This is a genomic window from Oenococcus kitaharae, from assembly GCF_025758695.1.
GTDB classification, from domain to species: Bacteria; Bacillota; Bacilli; order Lactobacillales; family Lactobacillaceae; genus Oenococcus; species Oenococcus kitaharae_A.
Window position 1 is genome coordinate 340,647 of sequence record NZ_JANJQP010000003.1, and the last position, 25,248, is coordinate 365,894.

General features: G+C 44.2%; 24 protein-coding genes and 1 pseudogene. 22 read left to right on the plus strand and 3 right to left on the minus strand.

Annotated features, from left to right (window positions below; genetic code table 11):
• Window positions 1–5: 5 nt before the first annotated feature.
• The 6 genes from NRF22_RS07875 (at window position 6) to NRF22_RS07900 (ending at window position 5,518) form a co-directional block, all read left to right on the plus strand.
• Complete coding sequence (locus tag NRF22_RS07875; protein WP_007745818.1) at window positions 6–437, plus strand: RNase adapter RapZ; 432 nt, start codon at window positions 6–8, stop codon at window positions 435–437.
• Complete coding sequence (locus NRF22_RS07880) at window positions 434–1,414, plus strand: gluconeogenesis factor YvcK family protein (RefSeq protein ID WP_263779982.1); 981 nt, start codon at window positions 434–436, stop codon at window positions 1,412–1,414. Before NRF22_RS07875 ends, NRF22_RS07880 begins: the two co-directional genes overlap by 4 nt.
• Complete coding sequence (gene whiA / locus NRF22_RS07885) at window positions 1,414–2,361, plus strand: DNA-binding protein WhiA (RefSeq protein WP_263779983.1); 948 nt, start codon at window positions 1,414–1,416, stop codon at window positions 2,359–2,361. Before NRF22_RS07880 ends, whiA begins: the two co-directional genes overlap by 1 nt.
• 53 nt (window positions 2,362–2,414) lie before the next feature.
• Window positions 2,415–3,017 carry an ATP-dependent Clp protease proteolytic subunit gene (locus NRF22_RS07890; RefSeq protein WP_007745822.1) on the plus strand — a complete coding sequence of 201 codons (603 nt, stop codon included), beginning with the start codon at window positions 2,415–2,417 and terminating at the stop codon, window positions 3,015–3,017.
• 125 nt (window positions 3,018–3,142) lie between these two features.
• Window positions 3,143–3,367 carry a transcriptional regulator gene (locus tag NRF22_RS07895; protein WP_263779984.1) on the plus strand — a complete coding sequence of 75 codons (225 nt, stop codon included), beginning with the start codon at window positions 3,143–3,145 and terminating at the stop codon, window positions 3,365–3,367.
• A 15-nt stretch (window positions 3,368–3,382) separates the two neighbouring features.
• Window positions 3,383–5,518 (plus strand): AAA family ATPase, encoded by a 2,136-nt coding sequence (locus NRF22_RS07900; RefSeq protein WP_263779985.1) that lies wholly within the window; start codon window positions 3,383–3,385, stop codon window positions 5,516–5,518.
• Window positions 5,519–5,569: 51 nt separating this feature from the next.
• On the opposite strand, the gene NRF22_RS07905 is transcribed toward NRF22_RS07900, so the two are convergent.
• Together NRF22_RS07905 and NRF22_RS07910 are read right to left on the minus strand one after the other, a co-directional pair.
• Window positions 5,570–6,535 carry a LacI family DNA-binding transcriptional regulator gene (locus tag NRF22_RS07905; RefSeq protein WP_263779986.1) on the minus strand — a complete coding sequence of 322 codons (966 nt, stop codon included), beginning with the start codon at window positions 6,533–6,535 and terminating at the stop codon, window positions 5,570–5,572.
• 108 nt (window positions 6,536–6,643) lie between these two features.
• Window positions 6,644–7,753: an aminopeptidase P family protein gene (locus tag NRF22_RS07910; RefSeq protein WP_263779987.1), complete on the minus strand. Its 1,110-nt coding sequence runs from the start codon at window positions 7,751–7,753 to the stop codon at window positions 6,644–6,646.
• A gap of 40 nt (window positions 7,754–7,793) precedes the next feature.
• On the opposite strand from NRF22_RS07910, the gene NRF22_RS07915 reads away from it, so the two are divergent.
• From NRF22_RS07915 to NRF22_RS07980, 14 genes and pseudogenes are all read left to right on the plus strand, one after another.
• Window positions 7,794–8,759: a phosphoglycerate dehydrogenase gene (locus NRF22_RS07915; RefSeq protein WP_263779988.1), complete on the plus strand. Its 966-nt coding sequence runs from the start codon at window positions 7,794–7,796 to the stop codon at window positions 8,757–8,759.
• A complete protein-coding gene (locus NRF22_RS07920; protein WP_007745832.1) occupies window positions 8,759–9,670 on the plus strand; it encodes a proline iminopeptidase-family hydrolase in 912 nt (303 codons plus the stop codon). The genes NRF22_RS07915 and NRF22_RS07920 overlap by 1 nt, the downstream gene beginning before the upstream one ends.
• Window positions 9,671–9,720: 50 nt before the next feature.
• The gene (ruvA, locus tag NRF22_RS07925) at window positions 9,721–10,305 is read left to right on the plus strand and encodes a Holliday junction branch migration protein RuvA (protein ID WP_007745833.1); all 585 of its coding nucleotides are present in this window, start codon (window positions 9,721–9,723) and stop codon (window positions 10,303–10,305) included.
• Complete coding sequence (ruvB, locus tag NRF22_RS07930; protein WP_263779989.1) at window positions 10,302–11,321, plus strand: Holliday junction branch migration DNA helicase RuvB; 1,020 nt, start codon at window positions 10,302–10,304, stop codon at window positions 11,319–11,321. The genes ruvA and ruvB overlap by 4 nt, the downstream gene beginning before the upstream one ends.
• 17 nt (window positions 11,322–11,338) lie before the next feature.
• Window positions 11,339–11,956 carry a pyroglutamyl-peptidase I gene (locus NRF22_RS07935; RefSeq protein WP_263779990.1) on the plus strand — a complete coding sequence of 206 codons (618 nt, stop codon included), beginning with the start codon at window positions 11,339–11,341 and terminating at the stop codon, window positions 11,954–11,956.
• The gene (gene queA / locus NRF22_RS07940) at window positions 11,949–13,028 is read left to right on the plus strand and encodes a tRNA preQ1(34) S-adenosylmethionine ribosyltransferase-isomerase QueA (RefSeq protein ID WP_263779991.1); all 1,080 of its coding nucleotides are present in this window, start codon (window positions 11,949–11,951) and stop codon (window positions 13,026–13,028) included. The genes NRF22_RS07935 and queA overlap by 8 nt, the downstream gene beginning before the upstream one ends.
• 114 nt (window positions 13,029–13,142) lie before the next feature.
• Window positions 13,143–13,613: pseudogene (locus NRF22_RS07945) on the plus strand (linear amide C-N hydrolase); the annotation flags it as partial.
• A 61-nt stretch (window positions 13,614–13,674) separates the two neighbouring features.
• Window positions 13,675–14,070 carry a linear amide C-N hydrolase gene (locus NRF22_RS07950; RefSeq protein WP_263779992.1) on the plus strand — a complete coding sequence of 132 codons (396 nt, stop codon included), beginning with the start codon at window positions 13,675–13,677 and terminating at the stop codon, window positions 14,068–14,070.
• A gap of 54 nt (window positions 14,071–14,124) precedes the next feature.
• Window positions 14,125–15,975: a translation elongation factor 4 gene (gene lepA / locus NRF22_RS07955; RefSeq protein ID WP_263779993.1), complete on the plus strand. Its 1,851-nt coding sequence runs from the start codon at window positions 14,125–14,127 to the stop codon at window positions 15,973–15,975.
• Window positions 15,972–16,670: a hypothetical protein gene (locus tag NRF22_RS07960; protein ID WP_263779994.1), complete on the plus strand. Its 699-nt coding sequence runs from the start codon at window positions 15,972–15,974 to the stop codon at window positions 16,668–16,670. The genes lepA and NRF22_RS07960 overlap by 4 nt, the downstream gene beginning before the upstream one ends.
• Window positions 16,663–17,724, plus strand: coding sequence for a zinc-binding alcohol dehydrogenase family protein (locus tag NRF22_RS07965; protein ID WP_263779995.1), 1,062 nt, complete (start codon window positions 16,663–16,665; stop codon window positions 17,722–17,724). The genes NRF22_RS07960 and NRF22_RS07965 overlap by 8 nt, the downstream gene beginning before the upstream one ends.
• A gap of 21 nt (window positions 17,725–17,745) precedes the next feature.
• Window positions 17,746–18,507: an RsmE family RNA methyltransferase gene (locus NRF22_RS07970; RefSeq protein WP_263779996.1), complete on the plus strand. Its 762-nt coding sequence runs from the start codon at window positions 17,746–17,748 to the stop codon at window positions 18,505–18,507.
• Between the two features lie 3 nt (window positions 18,508–18,510).
• Window positions 18,511–18,912, plus strand: coding sequence for a hypothetical protein (locus NRF22_RS07975; protein ID WP_263779997.1), 402 nt, complete (start codon window positions 18,511–18,513; stop codon window positions 18,910–18,912).
• Window positions 18,912–21,158, plus strand: a complete 2,247-nt coding sequence (locus NRF22_RS07980; protein ID WP_263780053.1) for a RelA/SpoT family protein — start codon at window positions 18,912–18,914, stop codon at window positions 21,156–21,158. Before NRF22_RS07975 ends, NRF22_RS07980 begins: the two co-directional genes overlap by 1 nt.
• 31 nt (window positions 21,159–21,189) lie before the next feature.
• Here NRF22_RS07980 and NRF22_RS07985 read toward each other — a convergent pair whose 3' ends face one another.
• A complete protein-coding gene (locus NRF22_RS07985; RefSeq protein WP_263779998.1) occupies window positions 21,190–22,122 on the minus strand; it encodes an N-acetylmuramoyl-L-alanine amidase in 933 nt (310 codons plus the stop codon).
• A 62-nt stretch (window positions 22,123–22,184) separates the two neighbouring features.
• Between NRF22_RS07985 and hisS the strand changes: the two genes are divergently transcribed.
• Window positions 22,185–23,453, plus strand: a complete 1,269-nt coding sequence (gene hisS, locus NRF22_RS07990; protein WP_263779999.1) for a histidine--tRNA ligase — start codon at window positions 22,185–22,187, stop codon at window positions 23,451–23,453.
• The gene (aspS, locus tag NRF22_RS07995; RefSeq protein ID WP_263780000.1) at window positions 23,450–25,225 is read left to right on the plus strand and encodes an aspartate--tRNA ligase; all 1,776 of its coding nucleotides are present in this window, start codon (window positions 23,450–23,452) and stop codon (window positions 25,223–25,225) included. Before hisS ends, aspS begins: the two co-directional genes overlap by 4 nt.
• Window positions 25,226–25,248: the final 23 nt, after the last annotated feature.

The window sequence follows — 25,248 nt, forward strand, 5'->3', positions numbered from 1 at the left end:
TTAGCATGAAAATTAAGGTTATTTCGTTTGGCTATAAATACGAAAATATGCCAAAAGCGTCTTTTGTTTTTGACTTGCGTTTCCTAAAAAACCCATATTGGCAGCCTGGCATGCGTACTTTGAGCGGTTTGGATCAGGCTGTTTTTGATTTTGTCATGTCAGCTGCCGGCTCTGAAGATTTTTATCAGCAGCTCAAGCAGATGGTCGGCCTAGCTTTAAAATTAGCTCAGGCCAAAGAGACAGCTGGTGGCCATGTCGCTGATGAAGTAACGATTGCCTTTGGCTGTACCGGTGGCCAACATCGTTCAGTTGCTTTTGCCCAAAGATTAGGTCAAGATTTAGCTGCTGAAGGATATGACGCAGCCATTTGTCATCGGGATTTAGCAAAATCTCAAAAACGCGAGATCGCGCGGCTAAAAGAGGAGACCAAAGCATGAGTACTGGCAAAAAAAGAAATGTCGTCGTGATTGGCGGAGGCTCCGGATTACCGGTTATTTTACGTCCTCTGCGCGATTGCAATGTCGAAGTGACTGCCGTTGTGACCGTGGCTGACGATGGCGGTTCGTCAGGTGTGATACGAAACTTTATGAATATTGTGCCGCCTGGAGATATTCGCAATGCGCTGGTTTCTTTGTCATTATTGCCGGATGATTTTTTGAAGATTTTCCAATATCGTTTTGAATCTTCTGATGAGTTTTTTAAAAATCATGCTCTAGGAAATTTAATTATTGCGGCCATGACCGAAATGTCTGGTGATATTTTCGGTGCCGTTCAAAAGTTGGGCCGTTTCATGATGATTTCCGGTAAGGTCTATCCCGTTGCTACAGATCCCTTGGTGCTGCACGCTGCTTTTACAGATGGCACACAGGGCAGCGGCGAACATGAGATTACAGTTGCTCACAAAGTGATTGAGCATCTATCAATCACGACGGAGAATGGCGAACAGCCGACACCAACATCCGAAGTTCTTTTGGCGATTGACCATGCCGACATGATTGTGTTCGGGCCAGGCTCTCTATATACATCAATTCTGCCCAACCTTGTGATTCCATCTGTTGGCAAAGCGGTTAAGGCTAGTCCGGCAAAAAAGGTTTATATTGCCAATATCATGACGCAAAAAGGTGAAACAGACCATTACACGGATGCCAGCCATATCAAAGCTATCTACCACAATGTGACGGATGGGATTATTGATTATGTTTTGACAAACACAGCGGTTGTGCCGGAAGATTATATCGACTTTCAAAAGTGGGATGAGATTTCGACACAAGTCAAAGTGGATCTGGCCGAAGACAAAAAACTCGGTGTCACGCCGATTACCGGAGATTTTTTGGAATTACGCGATCAAGGCGCCTTTCATGACGGTCAGAAAATTGCCGAGAAACTGCTGCAAATCCTTGATGGCGAAGTCTGATGACCTTTACGCAAGCTGTTAAAAAAGAACTTTCAATTCTGCCGATTAGTCTGGATACTGCTAAATCCGAACTATCGGCGGTTTTGCGCTTAAACGGGATTTATCATCTTGGCGGCAGCCGGCACAATACGCTGGAAATTCAGACACAGAATCCGGCGAGTGCCAGACGAACCTACCAATTGCTCGCACAATGCTATCAGGCCGATATCCAGACCAATATTGAGCAGGGACGGTCTTTCAAACAGGCTGGCCGCCATCGTTATGGTGTGATCATTATGACGGATGCTGATACAATTTTGGCCGATTTAAAGCTAGATCCCTTTTCTGCTTCGCGTCTTGTGCCGCGGGCTTTTCTGGATACACAGGCAAAAAAACAAGCTTTTTTACGAGCGGCTTTTTTATCTACTGGATCAGTTAATGCGCCGCATTCCAAAAATTATCACTTGGAAATTGCTTCAGCCGATGAGGATTTAATCGAGCAGATTTTGTCAATTATGAATGACCCTCTTTTCAACTTAGGCGCCAAGATTGCTCAACGTCGCGATAGGCTGATTGTTTATCTGAAAACCGGTGAACGTATCTCTGATTTTTTGTCGATTATTCAAGCAACTGCCTCGATGCTGCAGTTCGAGGATGCCCGAATTATGTCAGACATGCGCAATTCGGCCAACCGTTTGGCTAATGCTGATAATGCCAACGTCAGCCGCATGGCCGAGGCCGCTCAAAAGCAATATGACGCGCTGCTGCTTTTACGCGAAAAAAATTATTTTGATTCGCTGCCGGACAAATTAAAAGAGGTTGCTTTATTACGGCTGAATAATCCGGAAGCCAGTCTCAGTGATATGGCTGACATGGTAGCAGGCCAAGAATTAACTAAATCAGGTATCAATCATCGTATGCGTAAATTGATGCAATTAGCATCGGAAATTGAGCAGGAAAAAGTTTGACCTTTCTTGACCAATGAACTATACTTACTTTATTAAATTTAAGGAGGCATGATATGTGGCCTGGAGTTATTGAACAAACTGCTAACGGACGCGAAAGTTACGATTTGCCGAGCCGGCTTCTCAAGGACCGAATTATTTTGGTTCAGGGCGAAGTCGAAGACCAAATGGCAACTAGTATCGTTGCGCAGCTGCTTTTTTTGGATGCACAAGATCCAAATAAAGATATATATATGTATATTAATTCACCTGGTGGATCTGTGACAGCCGGTATGGCGATTGTCGATACGATGAACTTTATTCGTTCTGATGTCCAGACAATCGTGATGGGGATGGCTGCTTCTATGGCAACAATTATTGCGTCGTCTGGTACGAAGACAAAGCGCTTTATGCTGCCAAATGCCGAATACTTGATTCATCAGCCGATGGGTGGTGCCGGTGCTGGAACGCAACAGACAGATATGTCGATTATTGCTGACCAACTGTTAAAGACCCGTAAGCGTTTGAACCAAATCTTAGCTGACAATTCTGGTCAAAAATTGGCCAAGATCGAGCAGGATACTGAACGTGACCATTGGATGGACTCTGATGAGACACTGAAGTATGGCCTGATTGATAAGATTTTGATCAACAAAGAAAAAGCTGATAAGAAAAAGTAAGAGTGAAGAGAGCTGGAAAAGCTCTTTTTTTGTGGCTCATTTAGAAGATTAGTTCACATTTGTGGTATTTCACACTTGTCATTGTTTCACATATGTGATATATTAGATAACGAAAGGAGGTTCTTATGGAGATCGATATCAAGGCCTACCTCGTTGACCACGACTTAACAATTTATCAGGTCGCTAAGGCGGGCGGATATGGTTATACCACAATTCACAAGTCTTTTAATAAACCGCAAACAGAGGCTACCAGTCTTAACCTGAGGGACCTCGATGCATTAGCACAGGCAACTCAGTCCAGTATGTGGGAAGTATTAAGAGAGTTGGAAACACACTATTTACAAAATTAATTGGAGGAAAAAATAATGGCAGATCGTAATTATTTTGATAATGACCCCTTTAATTCGATGGATGATATATTCAATAATTTAATGGGGCGGATGAACGGTTTAAATTCTGAATCACGCTATCTGATCAATGGTCAGCAAGTGAGTCCGGAAGAGTTTGCCGCTTATCGTCAAAAGGGCGGCCAGCCTCTGGAAGGACAATTCCAGGAAATGGCAGATGGCCAGACGGTTGTTGCACAGCGGCCTGAGCAGATTAAGAAAACAGGAATTTTGGCCAAGTTAGGCCGGAACCTGACTGAAGAAGCGCGTCAAGGAAAATTGGATCCCGTCATCGGGAGAAATAAAGAAATTCAGGAAACGGCTGAAATATTGAGCCGGCGGACAAAAAATAATCCCATTCTTGTGGGAGATGCCGGTGTTGGTAAGACGGCTGTTGTCGAAGGATTGGCACAAGCGATTGTGGCTGGTCACGTGCCCGCTGCAATCAAGGGCAAGCAGATTTACTCGATTGATATTTCATCTTTAGAGGCCGGCACGCAGTATCGCGGCAGTTTTGAAGAAAATATTCAAAAAATGATTCAAGAAGTCAAACAAGCCGGAAATGTGATCTTGTTCTTTGATGAAATTCATCAAATTCTCGGTGCCGGCAATACGGGCGATGAATCTGGATCCAAGGGCATGGCTGATATGCTCAAACCAGCTTTAAGCCGAGGTGAAATTTCTGTGATCGGTGCAACGACACAAGACGAGTATCGCAATACGATTATGAAAAATGCGGCTTTAGCACGTCGTTTTAATGAAGTCACAGTCAATGCACCAAGTCCGGAAGATACGCTGGCAATTTTAAAGGGTGTTCGTTCCCTTTACGAGCAGCATCATCACGTTAAGTTTCCTGATGCAGCCTTAAAGGCAGCTGTGGATTATTCAATTCAGTATATCCCACAGCGTTCGCTGCCGGACAAAGCCATTGATTTGGTTGATATGACAGCTGCACACTTATCGGCACAGCATCCGGTCAGTGATAAAGTCAGTCTGGAAAATGACTTAAAACAAGCTCAAAGTGATCAACAACAAGCTGTTGCTAAAGAGGATTATCAGCAGGCTGCCAAGGCTAAGAAACAGGTCGAAAAAATAGAAGAACAATTAAAAACGGCCAGCGAACAGAGCAAACAGACTGAAGTTATTGTGACGGCAAACGATATTGCCCAGTCCGTTGAACGTTTGACTGGTATTCCTGTTGCCAAAATGGGTGCCAGTGATATCGAACGTTTAAAAGGCATTGCTGGGCGCTTAAAAGGTAAAGTTATCGGCCAGGACGAAGCTGTCGAAGCTGTGGCACGCGCTGTTCGGCGGAATCGGGCTGGATTTGATGAAGGTAATCGGCCGATCGGCAGTTTCCTATTCGTCGGCCCGACTGGCGTTGGCAAAACGGAACTGGCAAAGCAGCTGGCTTTGGACATGTTTGGTTCTAAAGAGGCGATTATTCGTTTGGATATGTCTGAATACTCTGATCCGACAGCTGTTTCTAAATTGGTTGGTACAACGGCTGGTTATATTGGTTATGATGACAACCAGAATACCTTAACGGAAAAGGTGCGCCGCAATCCTTATTCGATTGTGCTGCTTGATGAGATTGAGAAAGCCAATCCGCAAGTGCTGACGTTATTATTGCAGGTATTGGATGATGGTCGTTTGACAGACGGACAGGGGAATGTTGTCAACTTTAAGAATACGGTCGTGATCGCAACTTCTAATGCCGGATTTGGCAATGAGAAACTGATTGAAGCAACCAAAAAAGAAGCGATTATGGATCGTTTGGCACCATATTTCCGTCCGGAATTCCTGAATCGTTTTAACGCGATTGTCGAATTTAGTCATTTGAGCAAGACGGATTTGAAACAGATTGTTAATTTGATGTTAACAGAAGTTGATCAGACGCTTGCTAAAAAAGATTTGACGCTCGAAGTGACATCTGCAGCTAAGAATTATCTGATGGAACAAGGCTACGATGAAGCGATGGGTGCGCGTCCGCTGCGCCGTGTGATTGAGCAGCAGATTCGCGATAAGGTCACTGATTTTTATCTGGATCACCTGGATGTGAAACATTTGAAAGCTGATCTGGTAGATGGCAGCATCAAAATTACAGCTAAGTAATCATCTGGATATAAAAATACGTGTTTGTTGAAAAAACAAGCAGCGTATTTTTTAATTTGCAAATAAAGTCACAGGCAAAACTTCTGGATTATCGAAATGCTCAGCTGGTTTTGCGATTCTTTTAAACAGCAGCTCAATCAAATTATCAGCGATTTGCGGAATTGGCTGCACGATTGTGGCAACCCCGGTGATATAACGGCGAATGAAAGTTGTACCGTCATATCCCACCACAGGCAGGTCTGGCAAATGGTTCTCTTTAAGTATTTTTTTGATCAGGAGGGCAGTTGTGTCGTTATTTGCAAAAAAGCCGTCAAATTTTTGCTCAGCTAATATTTTTGTTAAAGTTTCGACTTTTTGATCTTCACTGTAAAGTTTATCTGACATCGGGATAGTCTCGCTTTGAACATCATGATCCTGCAGGACTTTTAAGGCACCAGCAGCGCGTAGAGAGGTTGGCGACTGCGAATTATCATTATCGGCAATAATGGCAATATGTTTGGCACCTTGCTTAATGAGATAGCCTGCTGCCAGTCTGCCGCCTTGTAAATTATCTGATGAGACAATCGGAATTTTGTTAGAGAGAAAGCGGTCAAAGGAAACAATCGGCATATTAACTTCATCATATTCCTCAATGCCCAAATTGTGCGAACTGGTGATAATACCTTCGACCATATTAGCAGCCAGCATTCCCAAATAACGGCGTTCGGCTTCGATATTATTGGCCGAACTGGCGATGATAATCTTATAGCCCTTGGCCGAAAGCTTGGTCTCTAGTTCGTTTAATAGCTCAGAGAAAAAGGGATTGGCAATTTTCGGAAAAATCAAACCGATAAATTTGGAAGACTTCCCCTGCAGTGAACGAGCCAAAGCGTTAGGATGATAATTTAATTCACGAATAGCTGCATAGACTTTATCGTGGGTCTTTTTGGAAACATGCGGAAAATCATTTAACACACGAGATACTGTCGTGATCGTCACGCCAGCCTTCTTAGCAACATCCTGCAACTTGGCAACCATAAAATCTCCTCTTGTTATATTTTAACAATTTTTGCAATCCTTGTTAACGTTTGACAGCGTTTACCTTTTTTGGGTTAAAAAAACAGGCTGTGAAGCCTGTGTGCCGGATTAGAACAGCTGCAGTTTTTTATCCATGTGGGTAAAGGGCAGGCATCCGTCGGCTGTCACGTGAATACAATCTTCAATGCGGACACCCAAATCTCCTGGAATGTAGACACCTGGTTCAATGCTAAAGCACATACCTGGTTCCAAGATCAAATCATTTCCGGCCATGATTGATGGATATTCATGTTCGGACATGCCCATGCCATGACCGAGGCGATGGATAAAGTATTGGCCGAAACCAGCTTTGGTGATGATGTCGCGCGCGATTTTATCAATTGAAGCAGCGGTCACGCCAGGTTTAACGGCTGCCTGTGCGGCTAGTTGAGCTTGTAAGACAACTTCATGAACTTCGCGCATGTGGTCAGTTGGCTGGCCTAAAGCGACAGTCCGGCTGGCATCAGAAATATACCCTTTATAGACTGTTCCTAGATCAAACAGAACTAACGCATTGTCCTTTAATGGCAGGTCGGAAGTCTCGCCATGCGGATCGGCGGCGTGTTCAGCTGTTTGAACCAAGGTACCAAAGGACATTTCTGTCACGTTGCGGTTCTTTGTTGCAAATTCCAGTTCGGCAGCAATCTGCAGTTCCGTCTTGCCGGCTTTTAAGGCTTTAAAACCAGCTGCAAACGCTAGATCAGCGTCTTTCCCTGCTTGATCCAGTTTGGCAATTTCGTCAGCATCCTTGATCAGGCGCTGATGTTCGACGATAGGTGTCAGGTCAAAACTGTAATCAGCCTCTGGGAAATTGTCATGCAGGCGGCTGAAGCGTGCTAAGGTAAGATTCCCTTGCTCTGTGGCAATTCTTTTGGGATTAGCAACACGTTCTTTGATATGGTCGTAAATCATCTGCAGGCCATCTTCGTTATCCTGATAACCATATAAATCATATGGCCAGCCGCTGGATTTAACGACCTCGATTTCCAAAGCCGGTGCAAAAATGAAGGGGTCATGGTCGGCAAACACAATCATGGCCAAAATTCTTTCATAGGGATTGGAGCCGAAAGTCGTCAGATATTGAATTGTTTTAAAGTCGGAAATATAGGCGAAATCAAGCTTGTTGTCAACGATGGATTGGCGCAATTTGTTCAGCCGTGTTTCATTGAATTTTGTCATAATTCGAGTATAGTGCAAACAACTTTTGTAGAATGTAGGTATGACAAAATTATTGCTATTGGAAAAAATCAAGGAAGAGAATGCGGCTCAAATTCGTCGGGATTTTCCTGATTTGGAACTTATTAATGTTGATGAGATGCGCGATGACCTGATTGACCAGATCGATATTGTTTATGGACAGTTTGCTAAGGGCCAGGGATTCAGCCCTTGGTTTAAAAAAGTGGTGCCGAACGGCAAATCACTGAAATGGCTGCAGACAATTTCTGCAGGTATTGATTTTCTGCCTTTAACTGAGTTGGCAAAACGCGGTGTGATTGTCTCTAATATGAGCGGCCTGCATTCTGAGGCAATTTCTGAAAATGTCTTGGCTTATATCTTGATACTGAATCGCGGCATCAAGCAGGCCCTTTCTAATCAGGCCAAACATGTTTGGGATTTGAATCTATCGGGAATTAGACAATTGCAGCAGAAAAAAATAGCTATTTTTGGAACTGGTGCAATTGGTTCGGCTGTGGCCAAACTGCTGAAGCCTTTTGATGTGAAGGTTATCGGTGTTAATCGTCACGGCCAGCCTTTAACGGATTTTGATCAAGTTGTTACTCATGATCAGCTAGATGCGGTTAGAGACGCAGATTATGTCATCAACGATATGCCTTTGACCGATCAGACGCGGGGATATTTTAACGCGGACTTCTTTAAAACGTTAACGGCGGCACCGGTGTTCATTAATGTTGGCCGCGGCCCCAGTGTCGTACAAGCTGATTTGGTCAAAGCTTTAGATGCTGGCTTAATTTCCGGAGCAGCTTTGGATGTGTTTGAAAAGGAACCGCTAGAATCGGATTCACCACTTTGGGATCGTGAAAATGTAATCGTAACGCCGCATTCGTCAGCTTTGTTGGAACACTATCGCCGGGATGCCTACAAAATTTTTGGTAAAAATTTGACAAGTTATTTGAAGACTGGAAAACTAGCCATTAATCAAGTTAATTTGAAAGAGGGCTATTAATGAAACACGAAACAAAAATTCTCCATTTAAAAAACGGCTATGATATTTGGTCTGCATCTTTTGGTAATCCCGATGCGCCGATCAAACTCTTAGCTTTACATGGCGGCCCCGGCGGCACTTCAAAAGAATTTTGGCCATGGGCCGAAAATTTCCAAAAATACGTTGGTATGGATGTTCAAGTCTTCACCTATGATCAGCTGGGTTCTTTTTGGTCTGAATCGCCTGATTGGAGCAAGCAGGAAAACGTTGATAAATATTTGAATTACGAGTATTATTTGGACGAATTAGAAGAAGTGCGCTCTTTGATGGGCCTGGATCACTTTTATCTGCTGGGCCATTCCTGGGGCGGCGTGCTCACCTATGAATATACGCTGGCCCATCCGGAGCATTTAAAAGGATCGATCGTCTATTCAATGACCGATAATATTAAAGATTATGTGACTTCGATTAATCAGGAACGTTTGGATCTATTGGGCCAAGATGAAGTTGATTATATGAAATCGATTGAAGCGAAAAACGATTTCACGGATCCGCGCTATCACAAAGATGTCAATAAACTCTACCATGAGAATATTGAGAGAACCGATAGTTACGATCCTGATGCCGGGCCGGATTTGCTGGCGACAGACGTTTACAACCATTTCCAAGGAAACAATGAATTTGTCGTCACTGGTATTTTAAAAGATTGGAATATTCGTCCACGTCTGCATGAAATCACACGCCCAATGCTGCTAACCACGGGCGAAAAAGATACGATGCCGGTCTGGTCAATGGAAGCCACGGCTAAAGAGATTCCTGGTGCCGAATTGTTTGTCAATAAAGATGGCGGCCATCATCACGCGGTCGATCACCCTGTTGCTTTTTATAATAATTTAGCAGCTTTTCTCAAACGTGTTGAAGCTGCACAGTAATTTTTCTGGATCCGCCTGCGGGTCTTTTTTATTACCGCTATAATTTTCATATGTATGATTTTCTGATCGGCCAGATCAAAACACATGGCGCCAATTATATTGGGCTGGACGTTAATGGTGTCGGCTTTAAAATTTTTACGCCTAATCCATACGGCTACAAGCAAGAGAGCCAAACGACGATTTTTACTGAACAAATTGTTCGCGAAAACGAGATCAGTCTTTATGGTTTTGCGACAGCTGATGACCGCAATTTGTTTCAAAAATTATTAAATGTCTCGGGTATCGGGCCAAAATCAGCTTTGGCGATTATTGCTGGTGGTGATCGCAATGGCCTGATCGCAGCTGTTGAACAAGGAAAACCAGACTATCTGACTAAGTTCCCTGGGATTGGCAAAAAGACGGCCCAGCAAATTGTGCTGGATTTGAAGGGTAAATTAGGCGCTTTGCTGAGTGACCAAACAGATTTAGCTGTTGCCACGACCATGTCTCAAGCACTAGAAGATGCTTTAGCTGCTTTAGTCGCTTTAGGATTTTCCGAAAAAGACGTGCATCGGATTAACAAAAGTTTGGCAGCTTTGCCTGACTTAACAACGGACGCTTATATTCAAAAAGGGCTTAAACTATTAACTAAATGAATGAAGATGATAAAAAAATTTTAGATGCACAAGCATTGGCCGATGATAATGACGCCGAGTTGACTTTGCGTCCCCAGTATTTGAGCGAATATATCGGACAAAAGGAAATCAAAGATCAGCTGTCAGTCTATTTAAAAGCGGCTAAACAGCGCAAGGAAGCATTGGATCATGTTCTGCTTTTCGGGCCGCCTGGATTAGGCAAGACAACTTTAGCTGTCGTGATCGCTAATGAAATGGGTGCCAATATTAAGACGACCTCCGGCCCAGCGATTGAAAAGGCCGGTGATCTGGTGGCGCTGCTCAATGAGTTGGAAGCTGGCGATATTTTATTTATAGATGAAATTCACCGTTTACCCAAAAGCGTCGAAGAAGTTCTTTACTCAGCCATGGAAGACTTTTACGTCGATATCGTGGTCGGCCAAGGCGAAACAGCGCACGCGATCCATTTCCCTTTGCCGCCTTTTACTTTGATTGGTGCTACGACGCGAGCCGGCATGCTGTCGGCACCTTTGCGTGACCGCTTTGGGATTGTCGCTCACATGCGTTTTTATCCGGTCAGCGACTTGCAGCTGATTGCCCGGCGCTCGGCTGAAATTTTCAATACCTCGATTGCGGCTTCTGGTGCAGCTGAACTGGCTTTGCGTTCCCGGGGTACGCCGCGTATCGTGAATCGGTTGTTAAAACGCGTGCGGGATTTTGCTCAAGTGGCCGGCAAATCTGAAATTGACCAGCAGACGGTTGACTCGGCTTTAAATAAATTACAAGTGGATGGCCGCGGTCTTGATGAGACGGATCTCAAGTATTTGAAAACTTTGATTCAGCAGTATAAGGGCGGCCCGGCCGGTGTGAATGCCTTAGCCTCTAATATCGGCGAAGACACCGAGACTGTCGAAGAAATGATTGAGCCTTATTTATTGCAGATTGGTTTTATTCAAAGAACGCCGCGCGGTCGGCAAGCTACTGAAGCCGCTTATGAGCATCTGCATATCCCATATCAAACAGGGCTGCAGGCATAATTAAAGGGAGCCAAACGATGAAAATTTTGGTTACAGGGTTTGATCCTTTCGGCCCGGATAAAGTTAATCCTTCCTGGCAGACTGCAGCAGCCTTGCCGGACAAGATTTCTGGCAGTCAAATTATTAAAAAAATGCTGCCGACAGTTTTTGCTGAGGCAAAAGATCAGCTGGAAGCGGATATTCACGAAATCCAGCCGGACTTGGTTTTATGTTTGGGCCTGGCAGGCGGACGTTCTAAAATTACGTTGGAAAAAGTCGCGATTAATTATGTTGATGCTCGGATTCCGGATAATAGCGGTGCACAGCCAATTGGATCCTTGGACCCGCTCGGTCCGGATGCTTATTTTGAAAATTATAAAGTTAAAGAACTAGTCGATCGTTTACAGAGCCAGCATTTACCCGTAGCCATGTCTTTGTCGGCTGGTGCTTATGTCTGCAATGCGACAAGCTATTTTTTGTTAAACATATTGCATCATCAGTATCCAAAAGCGGTTGGCGCCTTTATCCATGTGCCTTATACGCCAGAAATGGGTTACGTTGATCAGCCCAGTTTGCCCTTAGCAGTTGATGTACAGACAATCACGGCTTATTTAACAGAAATGATTCAGGATTTAAAAGAGGAGAAACATGACTGAAGAAAAAACACCACACTACACTTTGAGCGATTTTGATTATGATCTGCCCAAAGAATTAATTGCTCAGACACCCTTAAAGCAGCGTGACAGTTCCCGCATGCTGGTTTTAAACGCCGACAGCGGTGCCTATGAGGACAAGCATTTTTATGATATTCTCGATTATTTAAATCCCGGTGATGCTTTGGTGATGAATAATTCGCGTGTGATTCCTGCACGTTTGCACGGCTGGCGGCCTGATACGAAAGGGCATGTGGAGGTCTTGTTACTGCGGCAGGATCACGGTGATGTTTGGGAGACGTTAGTCAAGCCGGCCAAAAAATTTCCGATTGGCTCAACGATTGATTTTGGTGACGAAAATCAGACGGTCATGACTGGTGAAGTTGTTGGCGAACTCGAGCACGGCGGACGTTATGTTGAATTTCATTATGATGGCATTTTCATGGAACTGCTCGATAAATTAGGCGAGATGCCGCTGCCGCCATATATTAAAGAAAAGCTGGCCGACCAAGAACGTTATCAAACGGTCTATTCCAAAGTCGAAGGTTCTGCCGCTGCACCAACTGCCGGCCTTCATTGGACGCCGGAACTACTGGATAAAGTCCGTGCCAAGGGTGTCAAGACGATTGAACTAACTTTGCACGTTGGCTTAGGAACTTTTCGTCCAGTCGAAGAAGAAGATATCGATCATCACAAGATGCACTCGGAATTCTATCAGTTGAGTCAGCGGGCAGCCGATGAAATCAATCAGGTCCGCAAGCAAGGCGGAAAAATTGTTGCTACGGGAACTACGACGATTCGGACTTTGGAGACCATTGGCCATAAATTTAATGGCGATCAATATGGACAGGAATTAAAAGCTGATTCTGGCTGGACCGATATTTTCATCAAACCCGGTTTTAAATGGACAACTGTCGATGCCTTTATTACAAATTTCCACTTGCCTAAATCGACCTTAGTCATGCTGGTCGCTGCCTTTACAGGTCGGGAAAACATTTTGAACGCCTATGCCCACGCGATTAAAGAAAAATATCGTTTCTTCTCATTTGGCGATGCGATGTTCATTCACAGATAAATCCTGCTAAACAGCCGAAAAGCTGTTTTTTATTTGCTGCGACTCTAAAATAGAAGCATGTGTACATCAATTTTTCAAACAGCCAAAAACGGTCAGCATTTATTTTCTCGGACGATGGATTGGGAAGGCCTATATGCTTTTCCAACGTTTTTACCACGCAACTATCAGTGGCGCTCTGCTTTTGATGGGAAAACCTACAATTCCCGCTATGCCTTAATTGGCAGCGGTCATGCAGTTGCCGACCGTGCCGATATTTCTGATGGCGTGAATGAGCACGGGTTATCGGTCCAGAAACTTACTTTTTCGGCTGGCAAAGATCATTTTGCTCAAAGCCGCAAAGCTAGCTACACACAAATTGCGCCTTTTGAGTTTCCCTTGTGGGCCATGACGCAGTTTGATTCAGTGAGCTCCTTGCTGGCAGCTTTGCCGACATTGGAAATTATGAATGATCAAGAAGCTGTCCGTGAGTATGGAGAGGCTGATCTTCATTTTGCCGCGGCTGACCCGACTGGCCGTTTTGTGATTATCGAACCCTTAAGCATGCCGATGCGCGTGATTGAAAACCCGCTAGGTGTTGTGACGAATGCCGGTGATTTTCAAAAAGAGGCTGCTAAACTAGCTGATTATATGACACTGCTTCCGGAATATGCAGCTGGTCGGCTGCCATATAATTCGCAGCACGTATCGACTGGTGATTTTTTCTGGAAAAAAGCAGTTTCCCGGCGGTTATACACCCAGTGCCAGATTCATTCGCGCAGCTTATTTAAAAGAACGCATGACGGCAGCTGCAGACGAACAGCATCAGTTAGTCGCAGCTTGGCATATTTTAAATGCTGTGACTGTGCCGAAGATGCCAGCTCGCTCGCAGACTTACACAGTTTACCGTTCGGCAGTCGCACTTGAATCAAAAACACTTTATTATGAAAGCTACGATAGTCAGCAAATTTACAAAATCGTTTTGGATGATCATTTGGCAGCTCAGACAAAGGCTATATCTTTTGAAAAACAAATTCGTGATTTTCATGTACAATCATTGGATTAGCTTGCGACGGCTGCGAGTTTTTGTTTTCCCGAATGGATTGATAAGATTAAGATAATGAGTTCTCTTGAAAAACAATTAGATCGTCAAAAACATATTCGAAACTTTAGTATCGTGGCCCATATTGATCATGGCAAATCCACGATTGCTGACCGCATTTTGGAAATGACGCATACGGTCGCCGAGCGGCAAATGAAGGCTCAGATTCTTGATGATATGCCCTTGGAACGCGAGCGCGGCATCACGATCAAAATGAATGCTGTTGAGGTACATTATGATGCCAAAGATGGCCAACGCTACATCTTTCATCTGATTGATACCCCTGGGCATGTCGATTTTTCCTATGAAGTTTCCCGGGCACTAGCGGCAGCTGATGGTGCTTTATTGGTTGTGGATGCAAGTCAGGGCGTACAGGCACAGACTTTAGCCAATGTTTATTTGGCTTTAGATAATAATCTGGAAATTCTGCCGGTTATCAATAAGATTGATCTGCCTTCAGCGGATCCGGCCGGTACCAAAGCAGAAATTGAGGATGATATCGGTATTGATACGAGCGAAGCTGTCGATGTCTCAGCTAAAAGCGGCTTAGGCATAGACCGTTTATTAGAACAGATTGTCCATATAATCCCGGCGCCTAGCGGAGATTTATTAGCACCGCTGCAGGCTCTAGTGTTTGATTCAAAATATGACCCTTACCGCGGTGTTGTTTTGTCTATTCGTGTTAAAGAAGGGCAGGTACATGTCGGTGACAAGATTCGTTTGATGAATTCACAGACGGATTATGAAGTGACTGAGTTAGGGGTTTTCTCGCCGGATGCGCGTCCTTTAGAGGAATTGATCGCCGGGGATGTCGGCTATTTGACAGCAGCGATTAAAGATATTCACAGCGCTCGTTCTGGTGATACGGTTACCTTGGCAGATCGCCCGGCAGCGCATCCTCTAAAAGGGTACCGGCCGATGACATCCATGGTTTATGCTGGTATTTATCCCAGTGACAACGCCCGTTATAACGATTTGCGCGATGCACTGGACAAATTAAGCTTAAATGATGCCAGCCTGGAATATGAACCGGAAACTTCAACAGCTTTAGGCTTTGGTTTTCGTGTTGGTTTTCTAGGCCTGCTGCACATGGATGTTGTCCAAGAACGTCTGGAACGCGAATTTGATTTGGAAATTGTCATTACAGCGCCGACAGTCACTTACCATGTGCTTAAAAGTGACGGCAGCGAAGTCGATGTTTCCAATCCATCTGAATTACCGGATGCCAGTCAAATTAAAGAAATTCGCGAGCCCTTTGTTCATGCGACAATCATGGTACCCGAGGAATTTGTCGGGCCGGTCATGGAATTAGCTCAGGCCAAACGCGGTATTTTTATCACGATGAATTATCTGGACAAATCCCGTGTCAATGTTGAATATAAAATACCCTTGTCGGAAATTATTTTCGATTTCTTTGACAAACTGAAATCATCGACTAAGGGCTATGCCAGCTTGGATTATAGTTTGGATGGCTTTGTGGCCAGCGATTTAAAACGGATTGATATCCTCTTAAATGGCGATAAAATTGATGCCTTGAGCTTTATTGCATACAAAGATTTTGCCGAGAATCGTGCTCGCGTGGTGACAAGCAAACTAAAAGAGACGATTCCGCGCCAGAATTTTGAGATTCCGATCCAGGCAGCTATTGGATCAAAAATCATCGCGCGGACCAATATTAAGGCTTACCGAAAAGATGTGACGGCCAGAATTCATACAGGAGATCCTGATAGACGTGCTAAATTATTGGACAAGCAGCGTCGAGGCAAAGCGCGTATGAAGTCAGTTGGTAAAGTCGATATTCCGCAGACAGCGTTCATGTCTATTCTGAAAAACGAAGATGATGAGCAATATAATAAGGGGCTTTCGTGATTGGCCATGTTAAAAAATTAATCATGTTTGCTTCGGGGATGATTTTTTTGGTCGTCCTTTTTTCACTTTTTTTCTATCTTTACAATCAGCCAAACAGTCAATTAGCCAGGCGCGATGCGGCTATTATTTGCCGCGGGGCTTTAACGAATCGCTTAGATTCGGCCTACATTTATTCCGGTCGTCCAGTCAACAAGTCTGACTATATTCATAGTATTCAGATTAATTTGGGACGCAATCTTGTTTTAAGCCCATCTTTAACCTATAAAAAAATTCACTACCAGAGGCAAACGGTACTGCATGATATTGCTGGTAAAATGTATCGTCTGCAATTTTCTAAAAGGCCAGACAGTCTCGGCCGTATACTACTAAACAATACACATACAGCACGTGTTGATTATCAGGTCCAGAAAATCGATCTGGGCCGGATTTTAGATCATTTGATTAGTCTCTCTGAAAACGATTTGACAAAAGCACAGCGAAGCCCGCGTCTATCTAATTTAAGCCAATCGCAAATTGCGCTGCTTCAATATATTCTGATCTCAAACAACTGGCGGCGTTATATTGCCACTTATAATGGGAAGGCCCCAATTGTCCGATCAAGTTTTACAATGGTCTTTGATCCGAGAAAAAAGCGCTTTGTGATTGACCGCAAAACGCTGCAATTAATTCAATCAAGTGGGGTGTCTGATGAATAATCATATTTCAAATCAAGTTCGGCAGGCTGCTAAGAATCTTGTTTCGGAAAAACAAACTGCCTATTCTTTTAATCCTAAATTGCTTATTCCACAAGAAGGTGCTATTTTCAAAAAGGAAATCGGCCTGCCTGCTATTGGCGAGCATGATATTTTTGTCCAGGTGCAAGCAGTTTCTGTGAATCCTGTGGATGGCAAATTACGTACTGTCACAAATCCAGAAAAAGTTGCCGTTCTTGGTTACGATGCTTTTGGAAAAGTCCTTCAAGTCGGTAAAAGCGTCACACGTTTTCATGTTGGCGATTCGGCTTACTACGCAGGAACGACGGCCAGAAACGGCAGCAATGAACAATATCAGTCTGTTGATGAACGTCTGGCAGGCCATCCAGCTCAAAAACTGACCGCAGCGCGATCAGCTGCTATGCCGTTAACCAGTCTGACTGCTTATGAAATTTTAGTTGATCATTTGGGGCTTGATTTTCAAAGCAAGTCGGCACAAGGCAGCAAAATGCTGGTGATTAACGGTGCTGGCGGCGTAGGCTCGATTTTGGTACAGATGGCAGCCTATTTAGGCATTGAAGTGTCTGTCACTGCCCATTCAGAAGCTTCGATAAATTGGCTCAAACAATACCCGATTGACCGAATTTACGATTATCATGATTTAAACGAGAATTTAGCTGATCAAAAGTTTGATTACATTGTTTTCCTGTATGACCCGGCGCCATATTGGCAGACAGCAATCGAACACATCAAGCCTTACGGCAGGCTGGTTTCCATTGTCGGTACGGAGACACCGCTGAATATGGGGCCTTTGAAGAATATTGCTGCCCAATTTAGTTGGGAATATATGTTTGCAAAGTCGGATTTCAATCATGACCTCTTAAGCCAGGGGCAAGCTCTGGACGAAGTAGCGCTGCTGTTAGATGCTGGTGTTTTAAAATCAACTTTGAATCAGACTTTTGATCATTTGAGTGCTGGCAACTTGATTCAAGCCTATGCACTGTTGGATTCAGGAAAAACACAAGGAAAGATTGTCTTAACGGCACCTTTCCAATAATTATTTTGAAAGTGAGCAAGCATGACAGCACGTTTTTTTCTTGAAGATCCCGCCGAGTTTAGTAGGGAAGCTTCAATTACACAAACACATAATCCGGATGTTTTTCATCATCTTAAGGATGTTTTGCGTGCTCGTGCTGGCGACCAAGTCGAATTAGTAGCGCAAGGGGCCGCTTATTTGGCATCGGTCAGTGATCTAACGGTTGATCGAATAAAATTCCAAAGCATTACTGCCATTGCTAAGAATCCGGAAATGCCCAAGAAGATAACTTTAGTGCTGCCGCTGCTTAAATCTGATCATCTCGACTGGTTGATACAAAAAGCGACTGAACTTGGATGCGGACAAATTATCTTGACGAACTTTGTTTATAGTGTGGCTCAGGCTTCTAAAATTGATCGCAAGCTGCCTCGCTGGAAAAAAATTATTAAGAATGCTGCCGAACAGTCGCATCGCTTAGTGCTGCCGGATCTCTCTTTTCAAAAAGATTATCTTCAGACAGTTCGGCTTTCGGCCAGCCAGATTGGCCTTGTTGCCTGGGAAGAAAGCGCTAAATCCGGTGAAACCAGTAACTTACACGCCTCCTTGCAAAAAGCCGCCCAAAATCCCGCTATTTCAGGGCTTGTGGCGGTATTGGGGCCAGAGGGAGGCATTAGCCGAAACGAAATCGCGCTCCTTCAAAATGCCGGTTTTATTTGTGTTGGTCTTGGTCCCAGAATTCTGCGGGCGGAAACCGCGCCACTTTATTTGCTCTCTGCAGCCAGTCTTTTGATAGAATTGAGCTAACTTATGGCGAAATTGATTAAAAAACGGTATTTATTCTGGTTTATCCTTTCTGTTCTTCTCAGTATTTTTGGGCCCTTGTTTTTTAGGTTGAATTTTTTAGACGGTTTTAGACGGATTGTTATTTTGTTGGGGTTGATTTTCGGCGGCTTTTCTCTTTATTCGGGCTTTTATTTCCGTCGTTATGGTTTAAAATTTTGGGGAATTTTTATTTTCCCACTCACTTTCAGTACAATTAATCTGCTTTGGCGCGTCTTGTTTGGCGGATCGCTGGTTTCGCGTAATTATGCCTATTTTTTTGCCGCATTTTACCTGGTACTGAGTTTATTTACTTTTGTCAGTGATGCAGATGATAGTGATAACCACAATGATATGCCGGTTGATGGCGGATTTAAGGAGGTGAAATGATGGCACAAGTTGAGAATCGTTCTTTTCAAGAAGTTCATGATGTGTATAAAAGCTACTTGCCGGCGGATCAGGTCAAACGGATTGACGCAGCATATGAATTAGCCAAGAAGATGCATGCCGGCCAGAAACGCAAGACTGGTGAAGACTATATCTATCACCCGATTCAGGTTGCTGGTATCCTAGCTGATTTGAAAATGGATCCAGATACAATTATTGCTGGCTTTTTGCATGATGTCGTTGAAGATACGCCGGAAACAAATGAAGAAATTCAAGCAGCTTTTGGCGATGATGTCGCTCAAATCGTGGATGGCGTGACAAAATTAGGCCGTATTCACTATGAATCCACCGAAGAAAATATGGCTGAAAACCACCGCAAACTGTTGTTAGCGATGGCCAAAGATGTTCGTGTCATCATTGTGAAACTAGCTGACCGCTTGCATAATATGCGGACACTGCAGGTTCATCGTTTGGAAAAACAGCACCGGATCGCCAGTGAGACATTGGATATTTATGCGCCCTTGGCTCATCGTTTGGGCCTTGCTAATATCAAATGGGAGCTGGAGGATCTCAGCCTGCGATACTTGGACCCAGACGAGTATCACCGGATTGCCAAAATGATGCATTCTCGCCGTGAGGAAAGGGATGCTGATGTCGCTGCTGCAACCAAACAAATTGATAAAGCGATTGCAGACTTAAAAATCGGTTCATACGAAGTGACCGGTCGTCCTAAACACATCTATTCGATTTATCGTAAGATGACCGATAAGCACAAACAGTTTTCAGAAATCTATGATCTACTGGCTATCCGCGTGCTGGTCAGTACGGTCGCTGATTGTTATGCTGCTTTAGGCGCTATTCATGCCAAGTGGAAGCCGCTTCCGGGACGTTTCAAAGACTATATTGCGCTGCCCAAGCCTAACGGCTATCAATCTCTGCATACGACGATTATTGGGCCAAACGGCCACCCCTTGGAGGTTCAGATCAGAACCTTTGAGATGCACCGCGTTGCCGAATTCGGAGTTGCCGCGCACTGGGCCTATAAAGAGAATAAAGGTTCCGACAAACGCGCCAAGGTTGCTGATTCCGATCAGCAGCATTTAAACGCTATCCAGGGTATTTTGGAATTACAGGAAGGCACCACGAACGCTGAGCAATTTGTTGATTCGGTCAAGGGCGATTTATTCTCTGATCGTGTCTACGCTTTTACGCCTAAAGGGGATGTTTTTGAGCTGCCGGTCGGGTCCAAACCGATTGATATGGCCTTTGCGATTCACTCTGATGTTGGCCTGCATACGGTCGGCGCTAAAGTGAATGGCAAAATAGTTCCTCTGGATTATGAAATCAATACAGGCGATATTGTTGAAATCATTACAGCACAGACACCGAAAGTCTCACGTGACTGGCTGAGTTTGGTTGCCAGCCGTCGTGCCCGCAACAAGATTCGTGCCTACTTCAGACAGCAGGATCGTGCTAGCAATATCGAGGGCGGACGGCAGATGCTGGAGAAATATCTTCAGGACAAGCAATTGCCTGTTGAAGAAGCTATGACCGATGAAAACTTGACCCTAGCTGCATCAAAAATGCATCTTTTTTCCGGCGAGGATCTATTGGCTATGATCGGCTATGGCGAAGTTTCTCTGCAGCAAGCTGGCAATCGGCTGACAGAAGATATTCGTAAGAAAATAGCTGAGAAGAAAGCCGAAGAAGTTCAAGAGGCGTTGCTGGCCGGCAAAGAAGATGCTGCTAAAGGCCTGATTCGCAAGGGTAGTGCACCCGCTAAAAAGAACCGGCCCGAAGAAGATATTACGATTGCCGGAATTGATTCTTTGCTGATCCATCTGTCTAAATGCTGTACACCGATTCCAGGGGATGAGATTACGGGTTATATTACGCGTGGCCGAGGCGTGACAGTGCATCGCGCAAACTGTCCAAATATCAAAAAGACTCTGGAACAGAATGATCGTATTATTGCCATCGATTGGAATAATCCTGATGGTAATCGGCCAAATTATGATGCTGATTTGATTGTGACCGGTTCAGACAGGCCGGGTATTCTCAATGACGTGATTCGTTCGGTCAACGCCAATACTCATTATTTAAATGCTGTTTCGGCTCGCAATGAAAAAGATGGCGCTGTGATTATCAGCCTGACTGTCGGCGTGAAGAATGTTGATCAGCTGCAGCATATTATCGATGCCATTGTTGGTGTCCACGATGTTTACGAAGCAGCTCGCGCATTTCATTAAAAAAGCGATTTCTCTTAGGGGAAGTCGCTTTTTATTCGGTCTTCTTCAATTTTGGTTGGACATTGTTAAACCAATCTTCTAAGGCGTTTCTTAGGTCATTAGCCACTGTTTGCCGGTAGCTGTCGGACTGGATGTACTGGAAATCGCTAGTATTATTTAAGTAACCCATTTCCAATAGGACTGAAGGCAGATAACTTTCTCGAATCACATAGAAATCGCCAAATTGTGCGCCGCGATTAGCAATTGGCAAATTGGTGAAATGGTTTTTAATGGTGTTGGCTAATTCATAGGAATTACTTGTATCCCGATGATAGTAATATTCTGTAACACCTGATGCCGCATTTGCCACTTCAAAGTTATCATAATGGATACTGATAAAAGCGTCAGCGTGATATCTTTTAGAGATATCTGTGATTTTGGATAAAGGCCAAAGCAAACGGTCACTGTTGCGTGTCAAAATAACACGAGCACCTGTGGATGCTAGGGCATCTCTAATTTGACGGACGGTTTTTAAAGTATATGTTTTCTCAAAATATCTGGGATCTGTTGTGCCGTCGACAGCCAAAGATCCTGGATCGGATCCGCCATGCCCGGCATCTAGTACAATGGTCGCCTCTGCCATTCGATCAGGTGTGCCACTGGTGTTCTCATTATTTAGGTGCCAGCCAGCGACCCAACCTTTGTCACCTCGGGCGCCAATTCGAACCTGCAGCCAGCCGTGTGCCCGTTGGAGGACCGTCAGCCGCTGATTACGAGGCAGAACGGCCAGCTGATCGTACATGGGTCCAGGGCCGCTTCTTAAGATAGTACGGGTGGCTCGCAAACGGATTGTGTTGGCACTAGAAAAAATTTTAAGGGCTGGCGAATCAGTCGCATACAATGACATGATTAGCAGTGCACAAGCAAAAACGAAGCCGGCAGAGATGAATAATGGCACTGGTTTTTTTAAAATTTGTTTCAGCACATGCAAATTATATCTCAAGCCACCTTTGGCAAATATTATCGCAGTGTTAAAATTCAATATGTATGTCTGAGAAACTTTTTCAAAAACCTAAAGGGACGGCGGACCTGCTTCCGTCTATCCAGCCAGTTTGGCAAAAAATTACAGCTGTTGCACAAGAAATTTTCGAACACCGATATAATTTCGGCCGTATTGATACGCCTTTATTTGAGAATTACGATATTTTTGCGCGAACTTCTGGTGATTCATCTGATGTTGTCAGTAAGGAAATGTATGATTTTTACGATAAGGGCAAACGGCACATGGCTTTGCGCCCGGAAGGGACGGCCGGTGTTGTCCGTGCTTACGTCGAAAATAAATTGTACGGGCCTGAATATGAGAAACCGGTCAATCTATATTATCTGGAATCGATGTTTCGTTATGAACGGCCGCAAGCTGGGAGAATGCGGGAATTTCATCAACTCGGAGCAGAAAGTTTTGGATCGGATTCACCTTTTTTGGATGCACAAGTGATTCAAATGGCGATTGATTTCTTCAAGGCTTTTAAGCTGAATAATTTGCTCGTGAAGATTAATTCGCTGGGGAACGATGCCTCACGTGCAGCTTTTCGCCAAGCATTAGTTGATTATTTAAGTCAATACGAGGAACAGCTGAGCCGGGATTCAAAAATTCGTTTGAAGACCAATCCGCTGAGGATTTTGGACTCAAAGGATGCTAATGATCAAAAGCTGCTCGTTGGCGCGCCAAAGATCTTGGACTATCTGGATCAGGATTCTAAAAACCGTTTCAAACAAGTCACGGATGCGCTGGATGCCTTTGGCGTTAATTATGAAATTGACGAGAAGCTGGTTCGCGGTCTGGATTATTACAACAACACGATTTTTGAGATCGAAACGCAGGATCCAAAACTTAAGTCAGCAGCTACGATTTGCGGCGGTGGCCGTTATTCAGGGATGGTTGAAGAATTTGGCGGACCGGATACACCGGCAATTGGCTTTGGCATTGGTCTGGAACGTTTGATTACTTTAATTGGTGAAGTCAAAGAGCGAGATCAGGTGGATGTTTATATCGTACAGACAGATTCCTCTGTGAGTGCTTTTGCTAATTTATTGGCAAAACATTTGCGTGAGGTTTTCCATTTTTCTGTTTTGCTGGATTATACGAATCGCTCGATGAAATCGCAATTCCGGTCTGCCGATCGGACGCAAGCGCGTTATTCGATTGTGATTGGCGATCAAGAAGTGCAAAGCAAAGAATTGACATTGAAAAAGATGACTGATGGCAGTCAGAGAAAAGTATTATTGGATAATTTAAGAATTGAGGATTTTTCATGACGACAAAACAAAGAACAATTTATGCCGGGCTGGTGGACGAGACGCTTGCTGGCCAGCAGGTCACATTAAAGGGATGGGTACAAAAGCGCCGTGATCTAGGTGGTTTAATTTTCGTCGATTTGCGCGATCGTGAAGGGATTGTTCAACTTACTTTTTCTGATGAATTTTCGGCTCAAGCTAGGCAAACAGCTGAGAAAATCCGCAGCGAATTTGTGATCGCTGTCACTGGTACAGTTTCATTGAGAGCTGATTCGGCTATTAATCCTAAGATGAAGACTGGCAAGATTGAGGTTCTGGTTCACGAGGCAACAATTCTGGCCGAGTCGAAAACACCACCTTTCGATATTGAAGATGGCGTCGATGTGAATGAAGAATTGAAATTGAAATATCGTTATTTGGATTTGCGCCGTCCTGAGATGCAAAAAGGGCTCGTACTTCGTTCGAAGATCATGCTGTCGACGATGCGTTTTATGGAAACAAATGGTTTTTTGAACATCGAGACGCCCTATTTGGCTAAAAGTACGCCCGAAGGTGCCAGAGACTACCTGGTGCCATCTCGTGTGTATCCGGGCAGCTTTTATGCGCTTCCGCAATCTCCACAATTGTTCAAGCAGCTTTTGATGGGTGCTGGTTTTGATCGTTACTTCCAAATTGCACGCTGTTTTCGTGATGAGGATCTGCGTGGTGATCGTCAGCCAGAGTTTACACAGCTGGACATGGAAACCTCTTTCATGAACCAAAGTGAGATCAGGGATTTGGTCAATCGTTGGGTCGCACAGGTCATGTCAGATGTGATTGGCGCCAAAGTTGATCCAACTCAGTTCCCAATCCTTCATTGGCAGGAAGCAATGGACCGTTTTGGGTCTGACAAGCCTGATCTGCGTTTTGGCATTGAATTGCACGATCTTTCCGGCATTATGAAGCAGACTGATTTCTCTGTCTTTACTTCTGCCATCGAACAAGATGGTTTTGTTAAAGCAATTGTGGCACCAAATGGTTCCCAGCATTTTACGCGGAAAATGATCGACGCGCAGACGGATTACATCAAACGATTTAAAGCCAAGGGTTTGGCTTGGGTCAAATATAATAATGGTGAACTGACTGGACCTATTGCTAAATTCCTTATAGCCGTCAAAGATCAGTTGGTGGATGCATTGTCTCTGAAAGACGGTGATATGGTTTTCTTTGCTGCCGGTACTTTTTCCGTTGTTTCTGATACTTTGGGTTATTTACGTAAGTATGTGGCTGAAGAGCTGCATTTAATCGATGAAAATAAATGGGATTTTGCTTGGATTGTCGATTGGCCGCTATTTGAATATTCAGAAGATTTTGGCCGTTGGATTGCTGCACATCATCCTTTCACAATGCCAAATGAGGAAGACCTTCACTATTTGGACGATGGTGAAGATCCACATAAAGCTCATGCCCAGTCTTATGATTTGGTGCTAAACGGCTACGAGTTAGGGTCGGGATCCATTCGTATTCATACAATGGATATACAAGAAAAGATGTTAAAAGCATTAGGCTTCACGCCTGAAAAAGCCGAACAGGCATTTGGTTTTCTGCTTGAAGCTATGGAGTACGGCTTTCCACCGATGGGCGGCATTGCGTTAGGTTTGGATCGTTTGAGTATGCTGCTGGCGAAAAAAGATAATATTCGTGAAGTCATCGCTTTTCCGAAGAATTCGAATGCGACTGAGCCTATGACAAAAGCACCGTCTCGCGTTTCTGAGAAACAGCTTCAAGAATTAGGCCTGCGTGTTCCGGATTGATTGTTATGTATGTCACATTTGGT

Coding starts and splice junctions, on each gene's coding strand:
- NRF22_RS07875 (WP_007745818.1), top strand. CDS start 6: ATGAAAATTAAGGTTATTTCGTTTGGCTATAAATACGAAAATATGCCA.
- NRF22_RS07880 (WP_263779982.1), top strand. CDS start 434: ATGAGTACTGGCAAAAAAAGAAATGTCGTCGTGATTGGCGGAGGCTCC.
- whiA (WP_263779983.1), top strand. CDS start 1,414: ATGACCTTTACGCAAGCTGTTAAAAAAGAACTTTCAATTCTGCCGATT.
- NRF22_RS07890 (WP_007745822.1), top strand. CDS start 2,415: ATGTGGCCTGGAGTTATTGAACAAACTGCTAACGGACGCGAAAGTTAC.
- NRF22_RS07895 (WP_263779984.1), top strand. CDS start 3,143: ATGGAGATCGATATCAAGGCCTACCTCGTTGACCACGACTTAACAATT.
- NRF22_RS07900 (WP_263779985.1), top strand. CDS start 3,383: ATGGCAGATCGTAATTATTTTGATAATGACCCCTTTAATTCGATGGAT.
- NRF22_RS07905 (WP_263779986.1), bottom strand. CDS start 6,535: ATGGTTGCCAAGTTGCAGGATGTTGCTAAGAAGGCTGGCGTGACGATC.
- NRF22_RS07910 (WP_263779987.1), bottom strand. CDS start 7,753: ATGACAAAATTCAATGAAACACGGCTGAACAAATTGCGCCAATCCATC.
- NRF22_RS07915 (WP_263779988.1), top strand. CDS start 7,794: ATGACAAAATTATTGCTATTGGAAAAAATCAAGGAAGAGAATGCGGCT.
- NRF22_RS07920 (WP_007745832.1), top strand. CDS start 8,759: ATGAAACACGAAACAAAAATTCTCCATTTAAAAAACGGCTATGATATT.
- ruvA (WP_007745833.1), top strand. CDS start 9,721: ATGTATGATTTTCTGATCGGCCAGATCAAAACACATGGCGCCAATTAT.
- ruvB (WP_263779989.1), top strand. CDS start 10,302: ATGAATGAAGATGATAAAAAAATTTTAGATGCACAAGCATTGGCCGAT.
- NRF22_RS07935 (WP_263779990.1), top strand. CDS start 11,339: ATGAAAATTTTGGTTACAGGGTTTGATCCTTTCGGCCCGGATAAAGTT.
- queA (WP_263779991.1), top strand. CDS start 11,949: ATGACTGAAGAAAAAACACCACACTACACTTTGAGCGATTTTGATTAT.
- NRF22_RS07950 (WP_263779992.1), top strand. CDS start 13,675: ATGCAGCTGGTCGGCTGCCATATAATTCGCAGCACGTATCGACTGGTG.
- lepA (WP_263779993.1), top strand. CDS start 14,125: ATGAGTTCTCTTGAAAAACAATTAGATCGTCAAAAACATATTCGAAAC.
- NRF22_RS07965 (WP_263779995.1), top strand. CDS start 16,663: ATGAATAATCATATTTCAAATCAAGTTCGGCAGGCTGCTAAGAATCTT.
- NRF22_RS07970 (WP_263779996.1), top strand. CDS start 17,746: ATGACAGCACGTTTTTTTCTTGAAGATCCCGCCGAGTTTAGTAGGGAA.
- NRF22_RS07975 (WP_263779997.1), top strand. CDS start 18,511: ATGGCGAAATTGATTAAAAAACGGTATTTATTCTGGTTTATCCTTTCT.
- NRF22_RS07980 (WP_263780053.1), top strand. CDS start 18,912: ATGGCACAAGTTGAGAATCGTTCTTTTCAAGAAGTTCATGATGTGTAT.
- hisS (WP_263779999.1), top strand. CDS start 22,185: ATGTCTGAGAAACTTTTTCAAAAACCTAAAGGGACGGCGGACCTGCTT.
- aspS (WP_263780000.1), top strand. CDS start 23,450: ATGACGACAAAACAAAGAACAATTTATGCCGGGCTGGTGGACGAGACG.